The organism is bacterium (assembly GCA_026416715.1).
Lineage (GTDB): Bacteria > UBP4 > UBA4092 > JAOAEQ01 > JAOAEQ01 > JAOAEQ01.
This window is the reverse complement of sequence record JAOAEQ010000021.1, coordinates 51,767-69,447: the sequence shown is the minus strand read 5'-3', so window position 1 is coordinate 69,447 and position 17,681 is coordinate 51,767. Positions and strand designations below refer to the sequence as shown.

Below are 17,681 nucleotides of genomic sequence, written 5' to 3'. Positions count from 1 at the left end.
ACATTATTTGATTGCGGTAATTTGATTCCCAGCCATAAATGGCTGGGCTAGAATCAATCATCCCTAACGGGATTACCAAGAAGCAATTTTATTCACCGCAGAAAGCGCCGAGGTCGCCGAGGTGCTTCTTGGTTATACTGATTAATCCGCTCTAATTTTACTCGCAGGATATGACCCAAGTATTTTTAAATATACACATTGGTCACTAACTTCTTTTAACGCTTTAACTACGTTATCGTCATCCTTATATCCATTAAAATCGACAAAGAATATATATTCCCAAGCGCGACGTCGCGATGGACGGGATTCGATTTTCGTTAAGTTAATGTTATATTTTTGGAATGGTTTTAATGCATCGTATAACGCGCCAACTCTATCTTTCAACGAAAACATAATTGACGTTTTATCATTCCCACTCTTTTCACTCACGGTTCGGCCTATAACTAAAAACCGAGTAACATTACCCGGAATATCTTCTATTCCATACGCCAGAATTTTTACCCCATATAATGAAGCCGCTAATTCACTCGAAATCGCTGCTGCAGTTTTATCTTTTTTCGCTAATTGTACTCCTCGCGTTGTACTCGATACCGGAATAAGTTCTGCAGTCGGTAAATTGTTCTGTAACCATTGCCGACACTGGGCTAACGCAGTATCGCGAGAATATACCTTTTTGATGCATTTCAATTCGCCGTTCGACAGAAGATGATGGCGTATTTCCATCGTGATTTCAGAACAAATTTGCAGTTCCGCCGCTGAACTTAATGACATAAACATATCTAACGTATGGTTTATCACCCCTTCAGTAGAATTTTCGATCGGAACGACGCCATAATCCGCCCATTTTTTTGCTACTTCAATAAATACATCGGCGATACTTGGCAAAGGAACATATTCCATCTGGGAACCGAATCGCGATAACGCTGCCATATGCGTAAACGATGCTTCCGGACCGAGGTAAGCTACTTTGAGTTTTTTCTCTAACGCGATACTCGCCGACATTATCTCGCGAAAAATAGATTGTATCGCTTGGTTGGACATCGGACCCTGATTCTCTTTAAACAATCGCGCGTAAATCTGGTGTTCCCGGTGGGGCGCGTAAAATGATTTCACTTTATTCTGTTTTTTTAATTTCGCTATTTCCAGCACAATTTCAAACCGCTGGTTTAATAAGCGCAAGAGCTGCGAATCAATTTGATTGATTCGTTCACGGAATTTGGCTAATTCAATGGTATAATCTGATTTAGCTGATTTTTTCATACGCTTAGTTTTAGGTTCCTCTGATTAGATAGATCACGGTAAATAGTGTACAATATCTACTGTTTTTTGTCTACTTGAAATTTTGATTCGAATAGAAATCGGCTCGTCAAGATTCATCCCATCCTCTTTACATGGAACAAGGAAACTCGCACTGAACCAGAATCTGGAAAGTATCGCAGCGGGAATCGAATACAAAGGGATCCATTCCGTTCTGCGACCATCGTTGTCCGCAATGCTTGATTCTACCGAGAAGCAACCAGTTCTGCAATATCGTTAACAATATCAAACGCTGCGTTCGGTTTCGCTAACAATTTTGCGTTTTGTTGTAATTCTTTTCGCCGAGTAGTATTATTGAGCAGGTCGAGCAGCAGGTGCGGGATATCCGAAATATTTTTGACAGCGATTCCCGCATGATGCTGAACGATATACGCAGTGTTTTTCTCTTCCTGACCGGGGATCGGATCAACAATGAGCATCGGTAATCCTTTCGCTAAAATTTCACTGATGGATAATCCACCCGCTTTCGTAACCACCAAATCTACTGCATCGAGTAACATATGCATTTCGTTCGTATATCCGATAATTTTCATCGGAACGTTACCTGATAATGCTCCATGCATCAGCTGGTTACGTAACCGTTCATTTTTTCCCGCAACAATAACCCATTGGATCGGTTGCGGAAACGACGTTGCGCGAATGCGCGTAACCAGTTTCGATACATTCCCGATACCGAATCCGCCGCTTAAAACTAGAATACTCGGTATATTCGGTTCTAATCCGAAATGGATTCGCGCAGTCCGTGGTTCTATCTTCTGCTGAAACTGTGGATGAATCGGGATACCGGTAACCATAATTTTTTCCGCCGGAATATTTTGCTGAATCAATTCCTGTTTGACAACCTCTGCGCCAACATACAATCGGTCAATATACGGATTAACCCAGAACGAATGCGCGGTATAATCGGTTATGCAAGTGACTTGCAGGAGGTTCGCTCGTTTCCGTTTTTTTACCATAGCGATAATTTCCGGCGCAAGAAAATGGGTGTTAACCACAATATCTGGGGTATATTCATTCAGTAAGCGGATAAACTTTCCTGCATTCAAATAATCAGCAGTAATCCGAATGCTTGAAGGCAACGAAGTAAACGAAATGGTAGCAGTTTGGCGATACAGCTTGCCTAAAAGGATAGGGAAGTGTTTCACCAACATCAAATACCCGCCAGCGTAAATCCGCCGATATATCGGATTGAGATAATCAAGCGTATCAATATGCTTGATGCAACACTCCGGATAACGCTGTCGGAATGCGACCGCAATCGCTTCAGCTGCCCGTAGATGTCCTGAACCGATACTAACCGAGGTAAGGAGAATTTTCATAGGTGCGCGTGTATCGAAAAATACTTTGCCATATATTATATGTTGCATTAGTTATAACCAGCTATTTGCTTCGACCACAAACGGAATAGTTTAGACTAGACAAAATGTATCATTGAATGGTATTTTTGATAGGTTGAATGTATCGAATAGCACTACTAGCAAAAGGGGAAACATATGGTTACCGCTATTGTTCTATTAAATATTCAACGGGATTCCATCAATACGGTCGCTGAGAAACTCGCTGAAATGTCAGGGATAACCGAAGTATATTCCGTAGCTGGAGAATATGATTTAGTCGCAATCATTCGGGTTAAAGATAATGAGAGTTTAGCCGAGCTGGTTACCAATAAAATGCTGAAAGTTGACGGAATACTGAAATCGGAAACATTGATTGCATTTCGGGTGTATTCAAAACATGATTTAGAACGTATGTTCACGATCGGAATGTAATCGGTAAATCTTGAGCGATAGAGTATCCGTTTTGGTTTTGTTATGATACGAAGTATGACTGGATATGGTCGTGCGAATGGCCATATCAATAATTGTGAAATTCAGGTTGACCTGAAATCGGTTAACCATAAAGGGCTAGAAATATCGGTTCACGCACCAAAAGAACTTGCTGAACTTGAAGCGACGATCTATTCCTATCTGGCGAAACAAATTCAACGTGGTAGGCTTGATATGTATATCACCGTAACCTCACCACCCGCTGCGAGTCAGCCGAACGTTATGGTTGATACCGAGCTCGCGCGATACTATCTCAATTCATTACAGCAGCTTGCTCGAGACCTGCAAATTGCTGATGAAATTAAACTAGCGGAACTCGTTTCGTTACCAGGCGTAATTCGGCTCGAGACTCGGAACCAAGTATCTATTGACTCGGATACAATCTCTTGGGAAAATCTTGAACCGATCATTGCGGTAGCGGTAGCGGAATTAACTGCGGTTCGCGAGCGCGAAGGAGATTCGCTCGCAGAAGATATTTATAGCCGATTAACCCAAATCGAGTTTGATGTGGAAAAGATTAAGAAACTTGTTCCGGAAGTAGTGAATACCTATCAGCAGCGGTTACGTGCGAGATTAGCTACGCTCATCGAAAATCAGGAAATCGACCCGATTCGAATAGCGCAAGAGATTGCATTGTTAGCTGAACGGTCGGATATCACGGAGGAATTGGTGCGGATCGAAAGTCATCTCGACCAGTTTCGAAATACGATGGAATCAGATGGCGCTATCGGTCGGCGGTTAGATTTCATTCTGCAAGAGTTATTCCGTGAAGTTTCGACTGCCGGCGCAAAAGCGAATCATAGTGGTATCGCTGAACTGATTGTTGATATTAAAACCGAACTCGATAAAGTTAAACAGCAAATTCAAAATATTGAATAACAGGGAACGTGATTAACGGTTATGCAGTGTTCATCCAAATTATTGGAATAAAAGGGAACGTAGATTAACCTATGAAAAAAGGTAAAGGATTAATTGTGGTTATTTCAGCGCCTTCTGGAACTGGGAAAACTACAATATGTAAAAAATTGGTTGAAGTACTTCCGAAAACGGTATTATCAGTTTCCGTTACTACCCGTAAAAAACGGCCGGGTGAAAAAGATGGACGCGATTATTTTTTCGTTTCTGAAACTGAATTTAACCATAAAATGAAACGAAATGAATTGATTGAATGGTCGAACGTATACGGCGCTTATTATGGAATTCCGAAACAATTCCTTGAAAAGCATCTCCGTTTAGGGTATAGTGTTATTGTATCAATCGATGTTCAAGGCCAAAAGAAAATTAAAGCGAAGTTTCCGAATAACACCGTTTCGATTTTTCTGCTACCGCCGTCGTGGAAAGCACTAGAAGAACGGTTACGGCGACGAAAAAGCGATACCGAAGATTCAATTCGAATCCGATTGCATAAAGCTAAAGAAGAAGCGAAACAAATGCAGTTTTATGATTATGTTGTGGTGAATGACGACATCGACCATGCGGTAGAAAAAGTTAAAAAACTCATTCTCGCTGAACGGTTAGCGAAATAGTAATACCACATTTGAATATCGAATATCGGTATAAGCGGATATCTGTTGTAGCAGATTTCGATATTGGGATTTGATGGGTAAAGGTATATGAAGTGGAAAGATAAATTTATTGCGTTAGGCGTTACCGGAAGTATTGCAGCGTATAAAGCCGGTGAACTTATCCGTCGGATGCGCGAGCATGGAGCGATAGTGCAGGTGATTATGACTAAATCTGGAACGAAGTTTATTACTCCGACCACGCTCGAACAATTGAGTAATAATCGCGTGCTCGTTGATATGTTCGATACACAATTCAACTGGCAGATTGACCATATTGCAGTAGCAGATAAAGCGGATGCGGTTCTGGTTGCGCCAGCGACCGCAAATATTATCGGGAAATATGCTCAGGGAATTGCGGATGATTTGTTATCTACGACGTTACTGGCTACGAAAGCGCCGGTTATCATTGCGCCAGCGATGAATGAAAATATGCTATTGCATCCGGCGGTGCAAGAGAATATCCGGACACTACAATCGCGTGGAGTCATATTCATTGAGCCGGAAGAAGGAATGCTAGCCTGCGGGAAAATGGGGAAAGGCAGATTAGCGGAGATTCCGGTTATTTTAGATGTTCTTGGCGAGATTCTCCAGACGAAAAAAGATTTGGCGGGGAAAACCGTTCTGGTCACGGCGGGACCTACCGTTGAACCGATTGACCCAGTTCGGTTTATTTCGAATCCGTCGTCCGGAAAAATGGGGTTTGCGCTGGCGCGAGTCGCGAAATCGCGTGGCGCAACGGTTATCCTCATCAGTGGTCCGACGCAACTACGGGTTCCGTTCGGGGTAACCTATATTCAAGTTAAAACCGCACAGGAAATGTTGAATGCAGTTAACCAATATTATCCGCAATCGCAGATTGTAGTTATGGCAGCTGCCGTAGCTGATTTCCGGCCGAAAAAGATGAGCAAACGGAAAGTTAAAAAAGAAATCGCAGAGTTATCTATCCCGCTAGAACGCACGCCGGATATCCTAGCGGAATTAGGGAAACGAAAAGGGAATAAAATTTTAATCGGGTTTGCTGCAGAATCGGACGATATCATATCCAATGCGCAAGAAAAACTGAAGAAGAAAAATCTCGATTTCATTGTTGCCAATGATATTAGCCAACCGGGAATTGGGTTCGGCAGCGATACCAATGCCGTGATACTCATTTCACGAAAAGGAGATGTCGAAGAGATTCCTCAAATGACGAAAGAGGAAATCGCAGAAAGAATACTGGATAAAATTGCTACGATAACATAATGGAGCCATTATCGGGTAGCAAGATATAGAGCAACGCTATGAAATTCATAGCATGAATCTCTATCATTCGATATATCTTGGTGCCGTGGTGAGATAAAACCTATGCAATTGACTGAATTTGATTTACTCCTTGCTGAAATGTTAAGCAAAGAAGCTTCCGATTTGCATCTCAAGGTTGGCGCATCGCCAATGTTTCGAATTCACGGTGCTTTAACCCCTACTCCCTACGCAAAGTTAACGGATAAGGATACGAAAGATTTAAGCGATGCTTTACTGACGACCGAACGATTACGCCGTATCCGAGACGAACGGGGTGATGTCGATTTCGCTTATGTATCTCCCGGATTAGGGAGATTCCGGATAAATATTTTTCGGCAACGAAGTTGTTATGATATTGCGGTTCGCGCGATTAAACTTCGGATACCGAGTTTTGCCGAGTTGAATCTCGAACCAATTGTCGAAAAATTAGCGAACGAAGAGCGAGGGTTAATTCTCGTTACCGGAACCGCTGGCTGCGGCAAATCCACTACGTTAGCGGCAATGATTGATAGTATTAACTCGAATCGGATTTGTAACATTATCACAGTTGAAGACCCGATTGAATTTTTACATCAGAATAAAAAGAGTGTTATTAGCCAGCGTGAAGTCGGTACCGATGCAGAGTCATTCAGTCGTGCATTAGAACATGTTTTGCGACAGGATCCGGATGTGATTATGATTGGCGAAATCCGGGACATAGAAACCATGCAGGTTACCATGGCAATCGCAGAAACCGGACATTTAATTATGGCAACCTTACATACGTATGATGCCCCACAAACCGTGGGTCGAATTCTCGATTTCTATCCAGTTCAAATGCAGCCGCAAATTCGTAAACAATTATCGCAGATTCTGCAAGGGGTTATCTGTCAACGGTTACTGCCGACTGCAGATGGGAAAGGACGTGTTCCCGCGTTAGAAATAATGACGAATACGCCAATAATCCGCAAGCTGATTGCTGAAGGGAAAATAGCAGAAATGCATCAGGTTATTCAGGATGGCGAAAATGGAATGCAAACATTTAATCAATCGCTGGTTAAATTATACCAGGCGAAAAAGATTGACCTTGAAACCGGATTGCTCTATTCCGACGACCCTGCTGGATTACGCCGAAATATCGCTGGTGGATATGCCGACGCTGACCGTCGTGGTATCATCTTCTAGCCCGCAAATGAAACGAACGTGCGCAAAGTTTTAATCCACCTTGCTTATCTACTATTGCTATGTCTGACGAATTAACTGCACTGATTACATCATTAGAAACACATCTTCGAATCGCTAAAAAACTCGGAGTAGAATCCTTTACTCAATTTGCAGAATTTGATGGGCAAACCCTAGTGAAATCCGAAGATAGAGCCGAGGTTACTTTGCCGACAATGCGAACCTTAGCTGATATTGCTGCTGACATTGCGCGATGTACCAAATGTCCGCTATATAAGACCAGAAAGAATACCGTTCCCGGAGAAGGTAATCCACGGGCGAAACTGGTTTTTGTCGGGGAAGCACCAGGTGAAGACGAAGATGTGCAAGGGAGACCGTTTGTCGGTCGGGCGGGACAATTATTAACCCAGATGATTGAAGCTGAAAAATCACTGAATGTCAAGCGAACGGAAGTTTTCATTTGTAATGTTCTCAAATGCCGACCGCCAGGGAATCGGAATCCATTACCGGAAGAGATTGCATGTTGTGAACCCTATCTGAAAGCGCAATTAGCAATTATCCAACCGAAACTGATTTGCGCACTCGGAACGTTTGCTGCACAGACATTACTCCGGACGGAATCGAAAATCAGCCAACTTCGTGGAAAATTTTATACCTACGAAGGGATCCCGGTTCTCCCTACGTTCCATCCGTCATATTTACTGCGGAATCCGAGCTCGAAATATGATGCCTGGCAGGATATGCTTCTGCTTCGCGCAGAATATGAACGGGTGAATAAATAAATAAATAGTTCATTGGACTGAATCATCAGCGCCGTTGGGTTTCAACCCAGAATAACCAAGAACAATCTCGGCGTTCTCGGCGGTCTCGGCGGTGAATATATTCTTTTTGCATTCAGCCGTCCCGAGCGGGACTAACGCATTTGTTCATGACCTAAGTCCCAGCATTTCATGCTGGGCTAAATCCAATCGCCCTTATCAGGGCTAACAACCGGCAACAAAACTTTTTTCACCGCAGAGAACGCAGAGCTCGCTGAGAAAAAAAATTTGGTTTAGTTTATATACCCAAGAAGACCCTCGGCGTTCTCTGCGGTGAAAAAAATTGCTTCTTGTTAATCCCGAAGGGATGATTGATATTAGCCCAGCCATTTATGGCTGGGTCGCCATACGGGATCGTTTCGTGAGTCCCGTTAGGGACTTAGCCCCCTTCTGCATATCCCCGAGTGGTAACGTTCTACAGGCTGACAGCCTGCGCTACCGCAGACGGGTTCTGGGCTGAAGCCCGACACCCCGACACACCGTACCACCATCTCTCCCCAACCTAAAGGTCGGGGCTAGTCATTCGGGACTAACGATTTGGTCACAACCGCAGAATATGAACGGGTGAATAAATAGTAGATTGATTTGACTTACCGTATACTAAACTTCTACTCTAATACTTTAAGTTCGTTCGATTCGATGCCGATATTGGACTGAAACTTCCGTAAAATTCATTACCGAATCAACCAAACGCGTATTGCTTAGTGCAAAATTTAGATTGATTATTCTTTTTCTAAATAGTATCCTTGCATCCATCCTTCAGTTTTGCCGTCAGGAAGTTGGATACGATACCAATCTCCGCGTTTTTCAAGTCCGCGAACATGGGTTCCTTCCGCCACCTTCATCAATTCTCCGGATTGGATTGAATAGCTTTTATATACCGTAACTAAAACTTTCTTCCGTGAGCTGATGGTTCCTTTCGGCGGGATAACGATATAGAAGACATGCTGCAAAATTTCCGGTTGTGCCGGTTTGGCCATTTTCACTCGTGAGGAATAGGGTTTTTTTGTTCCGGAATATTGGGTTATGCATCCGGCTATAAGTGTTAAGGTAATGAGTGAAATCAACCACTTGCTCATTTTTACCATAGCTATTGTTGTCGTATCAAAAATGATACATCAAATATCCTTGCCATAAAAATGAGCAAATCTAATGCCAAAAAGATAAAACTACCGATAATAATAAGGTAGTTTCTCGCAAAGAATTTTATGAATAAATCGATTGAAATAATTGCTAAAAACCCTTATAATGTATTGGCTAAGATAAATTAGTTATCTTAAATCTTAATATGTAACTACACGGAGGTAATTATGTCAGCAATCGTTGAAGTTAAAGGTAGAGAAATTTTAGATTCCCGAGGGAATCCTACGGTTGAAGTTGATGTATGGCTCGAGTCAGGTGCATTCGGCAGAGCGGCGGTACCGTCCGGAGCGTCAACCGGCGAATTTGAAGCAGTCGAACTGCGCGATGGAGATAAGCATCGGTATATGGGAAAAGGCGTTACGAAAGCAGTTGCGAATATTAACGAAATTATTGCCCCAGAAATTAAAGGGAAAGAATCTACCCGTCAGGTAGAACTGGATAAATTCTTAATATCGCTTGACGGAACGGAAAATAAAGGGCGGCTCGGTGCGAATGCGATTCTCGGAGTATCATTAGCGGTTGCGAAAGCGGCAGCGATTGAAGCTGGTCTTCCGTTGTATCAATACATTGGTGGTACGAATGCGAAAGAGTTGCCGGTTCCGATGATGAATATTCTCAATGGCGGGAAACATGCGGATAATAATGTAGATTTGCAGGAGTTCATGATTATGCCGGTTGGCGCCGAAAATTTCAAACAAGCGCTGCAAATCGGTGCGGAAGTGTTCCATGCCTTGAAGAAAGTGTTGCACGATCGGAAGTTAAGCACGTCGGTCGGCGATGAAGGCGGGTTTGCGCCCGACCTGAAATCGAACGAAGAAGCTCTGCAAGTGATTATGGAAGCGATTCAAAAAGCGAATTATGTTCCTGGCGAAGATGTCATCTTAGCATTAGATCCGGCAGCGAGTTCGTTCTATGAAGATGGGAAGTATGTTCTGAAAGCAGAAGCGAAACCGGAAAAAACCGCTGCTGAAATGGTAGAATTTTATGCATCTCTCGTTGAAAAATATCCCATCATTTCGATAGAAGATGGATTAGCGGAAGATGATTGGGACGGCTGGAAATTGCTTACCGAACAACTCGGGGATAAAGTGCAGATTGTCGGCGATGATATCTTCGTAACCAATACCAACCGCTTGCTGAAAGGGATTGAATTAGGAGTAGCGAACTCGATTCTAATTAAATTAAATCAAATCGGAACCTTGACCGAAACGCTCGATGCAATCGAAATGGCAAAACGTGCCGGATATACCACCATCATCTCTCATCGGTCAGGAGAAACCGAAGATAGTACGATAGCGGATGTGGTGGTCGGGGTTAACGCCGGACAGATTAAAACCGGGTCGGTCTGTCGAACGGATAGAATCTGTAAATATAACCAGCTGTTACGGATAGAAGAAGAACTCGGATCCGCTGCGATGTTTCGTGGTCAGGCCGTGTTCTATAATTTATAACACACTATAGATTACACAGATTAACAGAATAGATTACACAGATTCACCCTTCATAATATAACGAGAAATAATCTGTGTAATCTATTTCTTGATTATCGGTGTAATCTTTATGCGTATCGTAAAAACAATACCTTTTACTTTGATACCAGGGAGTTCTCGGCTATTCCTCGATTACCTCGCGCAATCGAACGAACTCGCTGCTTTCTATACCGCTTATCCTACCGAAATCGCCTATCCTACGGTATTAGCAAAAATTCAAGCTACACAATATCCACGTAACGAATTGGTTGAAATTCTCATTGAACAAAATCAATCGTTCGGAGCGCCAGAACTAACGGTACAAAATATTAAGCAATTAGAAAATCATACCACCGTAGCTATAGTTACTGGCCAGCAGGTAGGACTATTTGGTGGACCACTCTATACCGTTTATAAAATCTTAACCGCAATCCGTCTAGCGCAATCGCTTAAAGAACAATATTCAATTCCTACGGTACCGATGTTTTGGCTCGCTGCGGATGACCATGATTTCAGTGAAATCAACCATATAACCATTTTAGATAAATTCAACCATGTGGTTACGCTCGAGTATACCTCGCAAAATCCGACATCGACTCAATCCGCAGGGTATATGGTTTTTGACCAGCAGATCAATGAAGTGATAGCGCAACTCGAATCGAGTTTATTTGACACCGAATTTAAATCAGCAGTTTTTACCCGATTGCGAGACTGTTATCAGCCGGGGAAAAATTTCGCTACTGCATTCGGTCAATGGATGACAAGGTTGTTTGGTAACTATGGATTGGTATTCGTTAACCCGACCGATGCGCGCATTCGGAGATTAGCAAGTCCCCTGTATAAAAAAGAAATCGCTGAACAAGCGAACGTCAAGCAAGCGATTCGGGTAACAACAAATGCATTGCTCGAAAAAGGCTACCATAGGCAAGTAGCGGTGCAAGAAGATAAAACAAATTTGTTTATCGATTATAGCGGAACACGACATCCGATTCGGATCGAAGGTGAGCGCTATGTATTTCCTGGAACGAATATGAAATATACCGCAGCAGAGTTGATTGACTTGATTGACCAGTGTCCGGAACGATTTAGTCCGAATGTTCTATTACGACCGATTATTGAAGATGCGCTTATCCCGACTCTAGCATATATCGCTGGGCCGAACGAGCTTGCCTATTATGCGCAATGCAAAGGACTCTATGAAGTATTCGGAATCCAGATGCCGATAGTCGTTCCGCGAGTAAGCATAACGATGGTAGAAAAAAAGATTGCTGACGTTCTCGATAAATATCATATCGAACTTGGGTTGATATTCGAGAACGCTGAGAAAACCATCAGTGATACGCTCAACCAATCGTTACCGCAAGCGATTGATTTTGAATTGAACCGGTTAAAAGAACAAATTGAACGACAGTTCCAACAATTGAATGAAACGGTTACTCAATGGGAACCGAGTATGAAAGAGGCAATTATGAATTCACGAAATTCCGTCTTACATCAGGTGAGGAATTTGGAACAAAAAATCGGATTAGCCCATAGGAAAAAAAGTGAAACCGTTCGGGAACAGTTGAAGAAACTGGTTAATCATATCCTACCAAACCGAGATTTGCAGGAGAGAACGTTCAATATTATTCCTTATCTTATTAAATACAATGTTGAATTCATTGACCGCCTTTATTCAACGATTGATAAGACGAATAACGAACATCAAATTCTCGATTTGCGTTGATGTTCTTGACGTAACCAAGTTTGGTTTCTCGAAGCGCGTGCACTAAAAGAATATCTAACTCAATTTAACCATAACCTTTATTTAACTTCGTTCTATGATGAATATCGGGATTGCATGTTATCCAACGTATGGAGGGAGCGGTGTTATTGCAACGGAATTAGGGATTGCGTTAGCGAAAACAGGACATTCGATTCATTTTATCAGTTATGCGCAACCGTTCCGATTACAACAATATCAGGAAAACGTCTTCTTTCATCCGGTTGAAATGGTTCATTATCCGCTGTTTAAATATCCGCCGTATGATTTAGCGTTATCCGTTAAAATGGCTGATGTCGCTGAACAAGCGCGCTTGGATATTTTGCATGTGCATTACGCAATCCCACACGCTGCCTGCGCTTGTTTAGCAAGAGCAATGAAGAGCAGTAAATTCCCGAAAGTTATCACCACGTTGCACGGAACGGATATAACGCTTGTCGGGGTTGACCCGTCATACTATCAAATCACGAAATATAGTATTGAACAAAGTGACGGGGTTACTGCCGTATCCAATTATTTAAAACAAAAAACGATCGATGAATTTAACATCAAAAACCACATTGAAGTTATTCCGAATTTCGTTGATATCAGCCGATTCAAACCAATTGAAAACCAAAAGCTTCGATTCCAATTTGCGCCAAATAACGAAAAAATATTAATCCATATTTCCAATTTTCGGCCAGTCAAGCGAGTAGAAGATGTCGTGCGGATTTTTTCTATCGTCAAACAAGAGATTCCGGTAAAACTTATTCTCGTTGGTGAAGATTGTGAGAGTGTTCCGATGCGCAGAATTCGGGAATTAGGTCAGGAACTCGGAGTAGACGAACATATCATCTGTTTAGGACAGCAGGGAAATATCGAACATTTATTGCCGATAGCAGATTTGTTTATTTTACCGAGTGAACAGGAAAGTTTCGGTCTAGCTGCGTTAGAAGCAATGAGTTGTGGTCTTCCGGTTATTGCGACTAATATAGGCGGGATTCCGGAAGTAGTTCAATCCGGGGAAACCGGTTACTTAAGCCAAGTTGGAGATATACAGGCTATGGCAAACCATGCACTTACCTTATTGCAAGATGAAACATTGTTAACCCAGTTTAAGAAAAACGCTCGTACCCGAGCTATTTCTTACTTTAATGCAAGTGATATCATTCCACAGTATGAGAATTACTATCGGGAAATTCTCATGAAATAATGAACGTTGGATGATGATATGAAACGAATTTATTCTGCTCCCGGACGAGCTGGGATAATTGGTAATCCCAGTGATATGTATGGTGGAGCGGTAATCTCGTGTTCTACGCGAGAACGCGCGTTTGCTTCAGTTGCATCTGCTGATGGATTAATCCTAACGACTAATGGAAAAACCATATATATCAGAACCGATGCGGATTTAGAGTTCGCTAACGATGAATTTGATATTGCAAAAGCCATTCTGGTTGCGCAGAATTGGACGACCCTAAAATGTCGGATTGAATATTGGACTGAGATTCCAATGCGAGCAGGACTAGCGGGTTCGACGGCGTTAATGGCAAGTATCTATTCCGCAGTATTAGCTTTTCTCGGACTCCAAGAAGACCGATTCCTGATTGCAGAAAAAATTCGACAGATAGAGTATGCAGTACTCAATATTATGTGCGGATATCAGGATGCATATATGACCGTATTTGGTGGTTTAAATTATATAGAATTTCGTGGGAAAGAATATTATCGTGGCATCGGGAACGAACCGTTTGCAAATATCCAACCGTTAAATGTCCCATTCAACTTACCTTTTATTTTAGCGCATACTGGCGTTCAACGAATTTCTGGTACAGTTCACAAACCGATTCGCGAACGATGGTTAGAAGGAGATAAAGAAGTGGTTGATGGATATAACCGAATTGCAGAATTAGCGCGATTAGCGAAAGAACCACTATTAAATCAGGATTGGATTACCGTAGGTAAACTCATGAATGAAAATCATCAAATTCAACGAACCCTCGGTGGTTCTGGAGAACAAAATGAACGGGTAATAACATTAGCGTTAGAGAACGGAGCCTATGGTGCTAAGTTAGCTGGTGCTGGCAAAGGTGGAACGATTATTGCTTTACATCCGCAACCAGAAAATTTGATTCCAGTTTTTCAGTCTATCGGGATAAAAACTATATTGAGGCCTTCAATTGAACCAGGGGTTCGTTTGGAATCTGCTCGTAAGGAATAGACCGTGGAATTTTCGTGGAGTTGCTACGAACGAGATATCATCTCGTTCGTAGTCACTCCAGGGTTACTTCAGGGTTGAAATCATATTAACATTGAATCGAACTTGGATAAGAATAGTTTAATTCGTTTGACAGAATTATGATACTTTGGTACAATGTATGGTTTATAAGAGGAACAAAAGGGCAACATTTTCAAATGTTTTGAAATAAAGGAGAAGAGGTTATATGAGTATGAGTAAAAGTTATCTATTTACGTCAGAATCAGTTACTGAAGGCCATCCGGATAAAATCTGTGATCAGGTTTCGGATGCAATTTTAGATGAAATTTATAAGAAAGACCCGAATGGTCGAGTTGCCTGTGAAACGATGGTAACCACCGGATTGGTTATCGTTGCTGGTGAAATAACCACGAGTTGTTATGTAGATATTCCGAAACTCGTGCGTGGAACTGTTCGCGCAATCGGATATACCGATGCAACCTATGGATTTGATTATGAGACCTGCGGAGTGATAACGGCGATTCAAGAACAATCACCGGATATCGCTCGAGGTGTCGTATATGAAGTCAAAGGAGCAGGAGATCAAGGGATGATGTTCGGGTATGCCTGCAGAGAAACTCCGGAATTAATGCCGATGCCGATAATGCTTGCGCATAAACTGTGTAAACGGTTAGCGGAAGTCCGGAAAGATGGAACCTTACCCTATCTTCGCCCGGATGGGAAATCGCAGGTAACCGTTGAATATGTTGATAAGAAACCGATTCGCGTACATACCGTAGTCATTGCAGCGCAACATGGAGAAGTTCGACAGGAAGAATTACGAGAAGAGATAATTGAAGAGGTAATAAAGAAAGTTATTCCTGAAGAATTGTTGGATAAAAAGACCATCTATCATATTAATGCAACTGGCAAGTTCGAAGTTGGCGGACCCCATGCGGATACCGGGGTTACCGGCCGGAAAATTATCGTTGATACCTATGGCGGTGTTGCTCCACATGGCGGCGGCTGTTTCTCCGGTAAAGACCCGACGAAAGTTGACCGGAGTGGTGCATACATTGCGCGATATGCAGCGAAAAATATTGTTGCGGCTGGATTAGCTGATGAATGTATTATCCAACTCGCATATTGTATTGGAGTGCCGGAACCCGTTTCCATTAGTGTTGATACAAAAGGGACTGGCAAGGTTTCAAATGAGAAACTTGTAAAACTGCTTCGGGATAATTTTGATTTCACTCCTGCCGGAATTATTGAACATCTCAAACTGCGTCGTCCGATATATAAGAAAACCGCTGTGTATGGTCATTTCGGACGAACAGAACCGGAGTTCACTTGGGAAGCAACGGATAAAGTTAAAGAATTAAAGAAAGCATTGTAACCAGATACCGCAGGGCGCGTTATTTTTGCAGAAATAAAATAATTATCGGAAAAATGTGGTAGTCCCGAATGACTCGCCCCGACCTTCAGGTTGGGGAGAGATGGTAGACCGGTTTATCGGGCTTCAGCCCAGAACCCGTCATTGGTTTCATTCTGGGTTAAAACCCAGCGGCGCTGCAGACCATTCAGACGTCCCTGACAGGACTAGCGGATATTATGGTGCATAGCGAACCAGCTATACCTATACATAGCTGGGCTAGAATCAATCATCCCTAACGGGATTAACAAGAAGCAATTTCGATGCCGCAGAGAGCGCGGAGACCGCCGAGATTCTTTTTAGGTATACTCTAAACCAATTTTTTTCTCTGCGAACTCAGCGTTCTCTGCGGTAATTATTTAACATTATCATTTTCGGAGAATACAAGATATGAATTATGACATTGCGAATATAAACCTAGCGGAAAAAGGAAAACTGCGAATCGAATGGGCTGACCGAAATATGCCAGTGTTGCGTCTGATTCGAAAACGGTTTGCTAAAGAAAAACCGCTTAAAGGGATACGGCTAGCCGCTTGTTTACATATTACTACTGAAACGGCAAATCTAGCCCGAACCTTGCAAGCGGGTGGCGCTGAAGTAGCCTTATGCGCTTCGAATCCGTTAAGCACGCAGGATGATGTTGCGGCTTCTTTAGTTAAACATTATGGAATACCGACATTTGCGATTAAAGGTGAAAATCGGACTACGTATTATGCGCATATCACTGCAGCGTTGGATACCAAACCAATGATAACCATGGACGACGGAGCCGACCTCGTTTCCACCATCCTGTTAGAACGGAAGGAACTGATTAAAAATATTATCGGTGGAACCGAAGAAACCACGACAGGCGTCATTCGACTACGCAGTATGGAGAAAAAAGGTGCGTTGAAATTCCCGATAATTGCGGTAAATGATGCGGATACCAAACACCTATTTGATAACCGATACGGCACGGGTCAGAGCACCATAGATGGGATTTTGCGTGCAACCAATATTCTGTTTGCAGGGAGTACCGTTGTCGTTTGTGGATACGGTTGGTGTGGTCGCGGAACTGCAACTCGCGCGAAAGGAATGGGTGCGAATGTCATTATTGTTGAAGTTGACCCGTTACGTGCGTTAGAAGCGGTTATGGACGGTTATCAGGTAATGCCAATAGCTGACGCTGCTAAAATAGGCGATGTATTTATTACGGTCACCGGCAATATCAATGTGCTTCGAAAAGAACATTTTGCCGTAATGAAAGATGGAGCGATAGTCTGCAATTCCGGTCATTTTAATGTTGAAATAGATATTCCGGGTTTAGAAAAAATGAGTAAAAAGAAACGGCAGATTCGCGATTTTGTCGTTGAATATACGTTAGCGAATGGACGGAAAATCAATCTGCTTGGTGAAGGGCGGTTAATTAATCTTGCGGCAGCGGAAGGACATCCGGCAGTAGTTATGGATATGAGTTTTGCAAATCAGTCATTGTGTGCAGAGTATATGGTTAAAGAAGGGAAAAAACTGCAGAAGAAAGTGTATCGCGTTCCGCTTGAAATAGATAAGATGATAGCACGACTGAAATTAACTGCGCTCGGGATTACCATTGATACGTTAACGAATGAACAAAAGAAATATCTAGCATCCTGGGAGATGGGAACATAGTCCAATCAATTCGGAGTATCTTGAGGAGTGCAATTTAACTTCCTAAAACCTAATGTTACTATCCAAGCCTACTTATGTAGATAA

Annotated in this window: 15 protein-coding genes; 12 read left to right on the top strand and 3 right to left on the bottom strand. The window is 42.5% G+C overall.

Annotated elements, in window-relative coordinates; all coding sequences use genetic code 11:
- Nucleotides 1-141 precede the first annotated feature (141 nt).
- Complete coding sequence (gene pheA, locus N3A72_09615) at nucleotides 142-1,260, bottom strand: prephenate dehydratase (GenBank protein MCX7919842.1); 1,119 nt, start codon at nucleotides 1,258-1,260, stop codon at nucleotides 142-144.
- Between the two features lie 242 nt (nucleotides 1,261-1,502).
- Nucleotides 1,503-2,636, bottom strand: a complete 1,134-nt coding sequence (locus tag N3A72_09610) for a hypothetical protein (GenBank protein ID MCX7919841.1) — start codon at nucleotides 2,634-2,636, stop codon at nucleotides 1,503-1,505.
- 174 nt (nucleotides 2,637-2,810) lie between these two features.
- Here N3A72_09610 and N3A72_09605 point away from each other — a divergent pair, with 174 nt between their 5' ends.
- The 6 genes from N3A72_09605 to N3A72_09580 all read left to right on the top strand — a co-directional run bounded on the left by N3A72_09605 (nucleotide 2,811) and on the right by N3A72_09580 (nucleotide 7,932).
- A complete protein-coding gene (locus N3A72_09605) occupies nucleotides 2,811-3,086 on the top strand; it encodes an Lrp/AsnC ligand binding domain-containing protein (protein ID MCX7919840.1) in 276 nt (91 codons plus the stop codon).
- A gap of 42 nt (nucleotides 3,087-3,128) precedes the next feature.
- Nucleotides 3,129-4,022 (top strand): YicC family protein, encoded by an 894-nt coding sequence (locus tag N3A72_09600; protein ID MCX7919839.1) that lies wholly within the window; start codon nucleotides 3,129-3,131, stop codon nucleotides 4,020-4,022.
- Nucleotides 4,023-4,093: 71 nt separating this feature from the next.
- Nucleotides 4,094-4,669, top strand: a complete 576-nt coding sequence (gmk, locus tag N3A72_09595) for a guanylate kinase (GenBank protein ID MCX7919838.1) — start codon at nucleotides 4,094-4,096, stop codon at nucleotides 4,667-4,669.
- Nucleotides 4,670-4,756: 87 nt separating this feature from the next.
- The gene (gene coaBC / locus N3A72_09590; protein MCX7919837.1) at nucleotides 4,757-5,950 is read left to right on the top strand and encodes a bifunctional phosphopantothenoylcysteine decarboxylase/phosphopantothenate--cysteine ligase CoaBC; all 1,194 of its coding nucleotides are present in this window, start codon (nucleotides 4,757-4,759) and stop codon (nucleotides 5,948-5,950) included.
- Nucleotides 5,951-6,052: 102 nt separating this feature from the next.
- Nucleotides 6,053-7,153: a PilT/PilU family type 4a pilus ATPase gene (locus N3A72_09585; GenBank protein MCX7919836.1), complete on the top strand. Its 1,101-nt coding sequence runs from the start codon at nucleotides 6,053-6,055 to the stop codon at nucleotides 7,151-7,153.
- A 59-nt stretch (nucleotides 7,154-7,212) separates the two neighbouring features.
- Nucleotides 7,213-7,932 carry a uracil-DNA glycosylase gene (locus N3A72_09580; GenBank protein ID MCX7919835.1) on the top strand — a complete coding sequence of 240 codons (720 nt, stop codon included), beginning with the start codon at nucleotides 7,213-7,215 and terminating at the stop codon, nucleotides 7,930-7,932.
- 758 nt (nucleotides 7,933-8,690) lie between these two features.
- On the opposite strand, the gene N3A72_09575 is transcribed toward N3A72_09580, so the two are convergent.
- Nucleotides 8,691-9,056: an SH3 domain-containing protein gene (locus N3A72_09575; GenBank protein ID MCX7919834.1), complete on the bottom strand. Its 366-nt coding sequence runs from the start codon at nucleotides 9,054-9,056 to the stop codon at nucleotides 8,691-8,693.
- Between the two features lie 222 nt (nucleotides 9,057-9,278).
- On the opposite strand from N3A72_09575, the gene eno reads away from it, so the two are divergent.
- The 6 genes from eno (at nucleotide 9,279) to ahcY (ending at nucleotide 17,597) form a co-directional block, all read left to right on the top strand.
- Nucleotides 9,279-10,562 (top strand): phosphopyruvate hydratase, encoded by a 1,284-nt coding sequence (gene eno / locus N3A72_09570; GenBank protein ID MCX7919833.1) that lies wholly within the window; start codon nucleotides 9,279-9,281, stop codon nucleotides 10,560-10,562.
- Nucleotides 10,563-10,671: 109 nt separating this feature from the next.
- Nucleotides 10,672-12,306 (top strand): bacillithiol biosynthesis cysteine-adding enzyme BshC, encoded by a 1,635-nt coding sequence (gene bshC, locus N3A72_09565; protein MCX7919832.1) that lies wholly within the window; start codon nucleotides 10,672-10,674, stop codon nucleotides 12,304-12,306.
- Nucleotides 12,307-12,403: 97 nt separating this feature from the next.
- Nucleotides 12,404-13,534, top strand: coding sequence for an N-acetyl-alpha-D-glucosaminyl L-malate synthase BshA (bshA, locus tag N3A72_09560; protein ID MCX7919831.1), 1,131 nt, complete (start codon nucleotides 12,404-12,406; stop codon nucleotides 13,532-13,534).
- Between the two features lie 18 nt (nucleotides 13,535-13,552).
- Complete coding sequence (locus tag N3A72_09555; protein MCX7919830.1) at nucleotides 13,553-14,542, top strand: hypothetical protein; 990 nt, start codon at nucleotides 13,553-13,555, stop codon at nucleotides 14,540-14,542.
- A gap of 229 nt (nucleotides 14,543-14,771) precedes the next feature.
- Nucleotides 14,772-15,914, top strand: coding sequence for a methionine adenosyltransferase (gene metK, locus N3A72_09550; GenBank protein MCX7919829.1), 1,143 nt, complete (start codon nucleotides 14,772-14,774; stop codon nucleotides 15,912-15,914).
- A 426-nt stretch (nucleotides 15,915-16,340) separates the two neighbouring features.
- A complete protein-coding gene (ahcY, locus tag N3A72_09545) occupies nucleotides 16,341-17,597 on the top strand; it encodes an adenosylhomocysteinase (protein MCX7919828.1) in 1,257 nt (418 codons plus the stop codon).
- Nucleotides 17,598-17,681: the final 84 nt, after the last annotated feature.

What these genes read in the sequence shown, in the direction of transcription:
- pheA (MCX7919842.1), bottom strand. Translation starts at nt 1,260, where the DNA reads ATGAAAAAATCAGCTAAATCAGATTATACCATTGAATTAGCCAAATTC.
- N3A72_09610 (MCX7919841.1), bottom strand. Translation starts at nt 2,636, where the DNA reads ATGAAAATTCTCCTTACCTCGGTTAGTATCGGTTCAGGACATCTACGG.
- N3A72_09605 (MCX7919840.1), top strand. Translation starts at nt 2,811, where the DNA reads ATGGTTACCGCTATTGTTCTATTAAATATTCAACGGGATTCCATCAAT.
- N3A72_09600 (MCX7919839.1), top strand. Translation starts at nt 3,129, where the DNA reads ATGATACGAAGTATGACTGGATATGGTCGTGCGAATGGCCATATCAAT.
- gmk (MCX7919838.1), top strand. Translation starts at nt 4,094, where the DNA reads ATGAAAAAAGGTAAAGGATTAATTGTGGTTATTTCAGCGCCTTCTGGA.
- coaBC (MCX7919837.1), top strand. Translation starts at nt 4,757, where the DNA reads ATGAAGTGGAAAGATAAATTTATTGCGTTAGGCGTTACCGGAAGTATT.
- N3A72_09585 (MCX7919836.1), top strand. Translation starts at nt 6,053, where the DNA reads ATGCAATTGACTGAATTTGATTTACTCCTTGCTGAAATGTTAAGCAAA.
- N3A72_09580 (MCX7919835.1), top strand. Translation starts at nt 7,213, where the DNA reads ATGTCTGACGAATTAACTGCACTGATTACATCATTAGAAACACATCTT.
- N3A72_09575 (MCX7919834.1), bottom strand. Translation starts at nt 9,056, where the DNA reads ATGGTAAAAATGAGCAAGTGGTTGATTTCACTCATTACCTTAACACTT.
- eno (MCX7919833.1), top strand. Translation starts at nt 9,279, where the DNA reads ATGTCAGCAATCGTTGAAGTTAAAGGTAGAGAAATTTTAGATTCCCGA.
- bshC (MCX7919832.1), top strand. Translation starts at nt 10,672, where the DNA reads ATGCGTATCGTAAAAACAATACCTTTTACTTTGATACCAGGGAGTTCT.
- bshA (MCX7919831.1), top strand. Translation starts at nt 12,404, where the DNA reads ATGAATATCGGGATTGCATGTTATCCAACGTATGGAGGGAGCGGTGTT.
- N3A72_09555 (MCX7919830.1), top strand. Translation starts at nt 13,553, where the DNA reads ATGAAACGAATTTATTCTGCTCCCGGACGAGCTGGGATAATTGGTAAT.
- metK (MCX7919829.1), top strand. Translation starts at nt 14,772, where the DNA reads ATGAGTAAAAGTTATCTATTTACGTCAGAATCAGTTACTGAAGGCCAT.
- ahcY (MCX7919828.1), top strand. Translation starts at nt 16,341, where the DNA reads ATGAATTATGACATTGCGAATATAAACCTAGCGGAAAAAGGAAAACTG.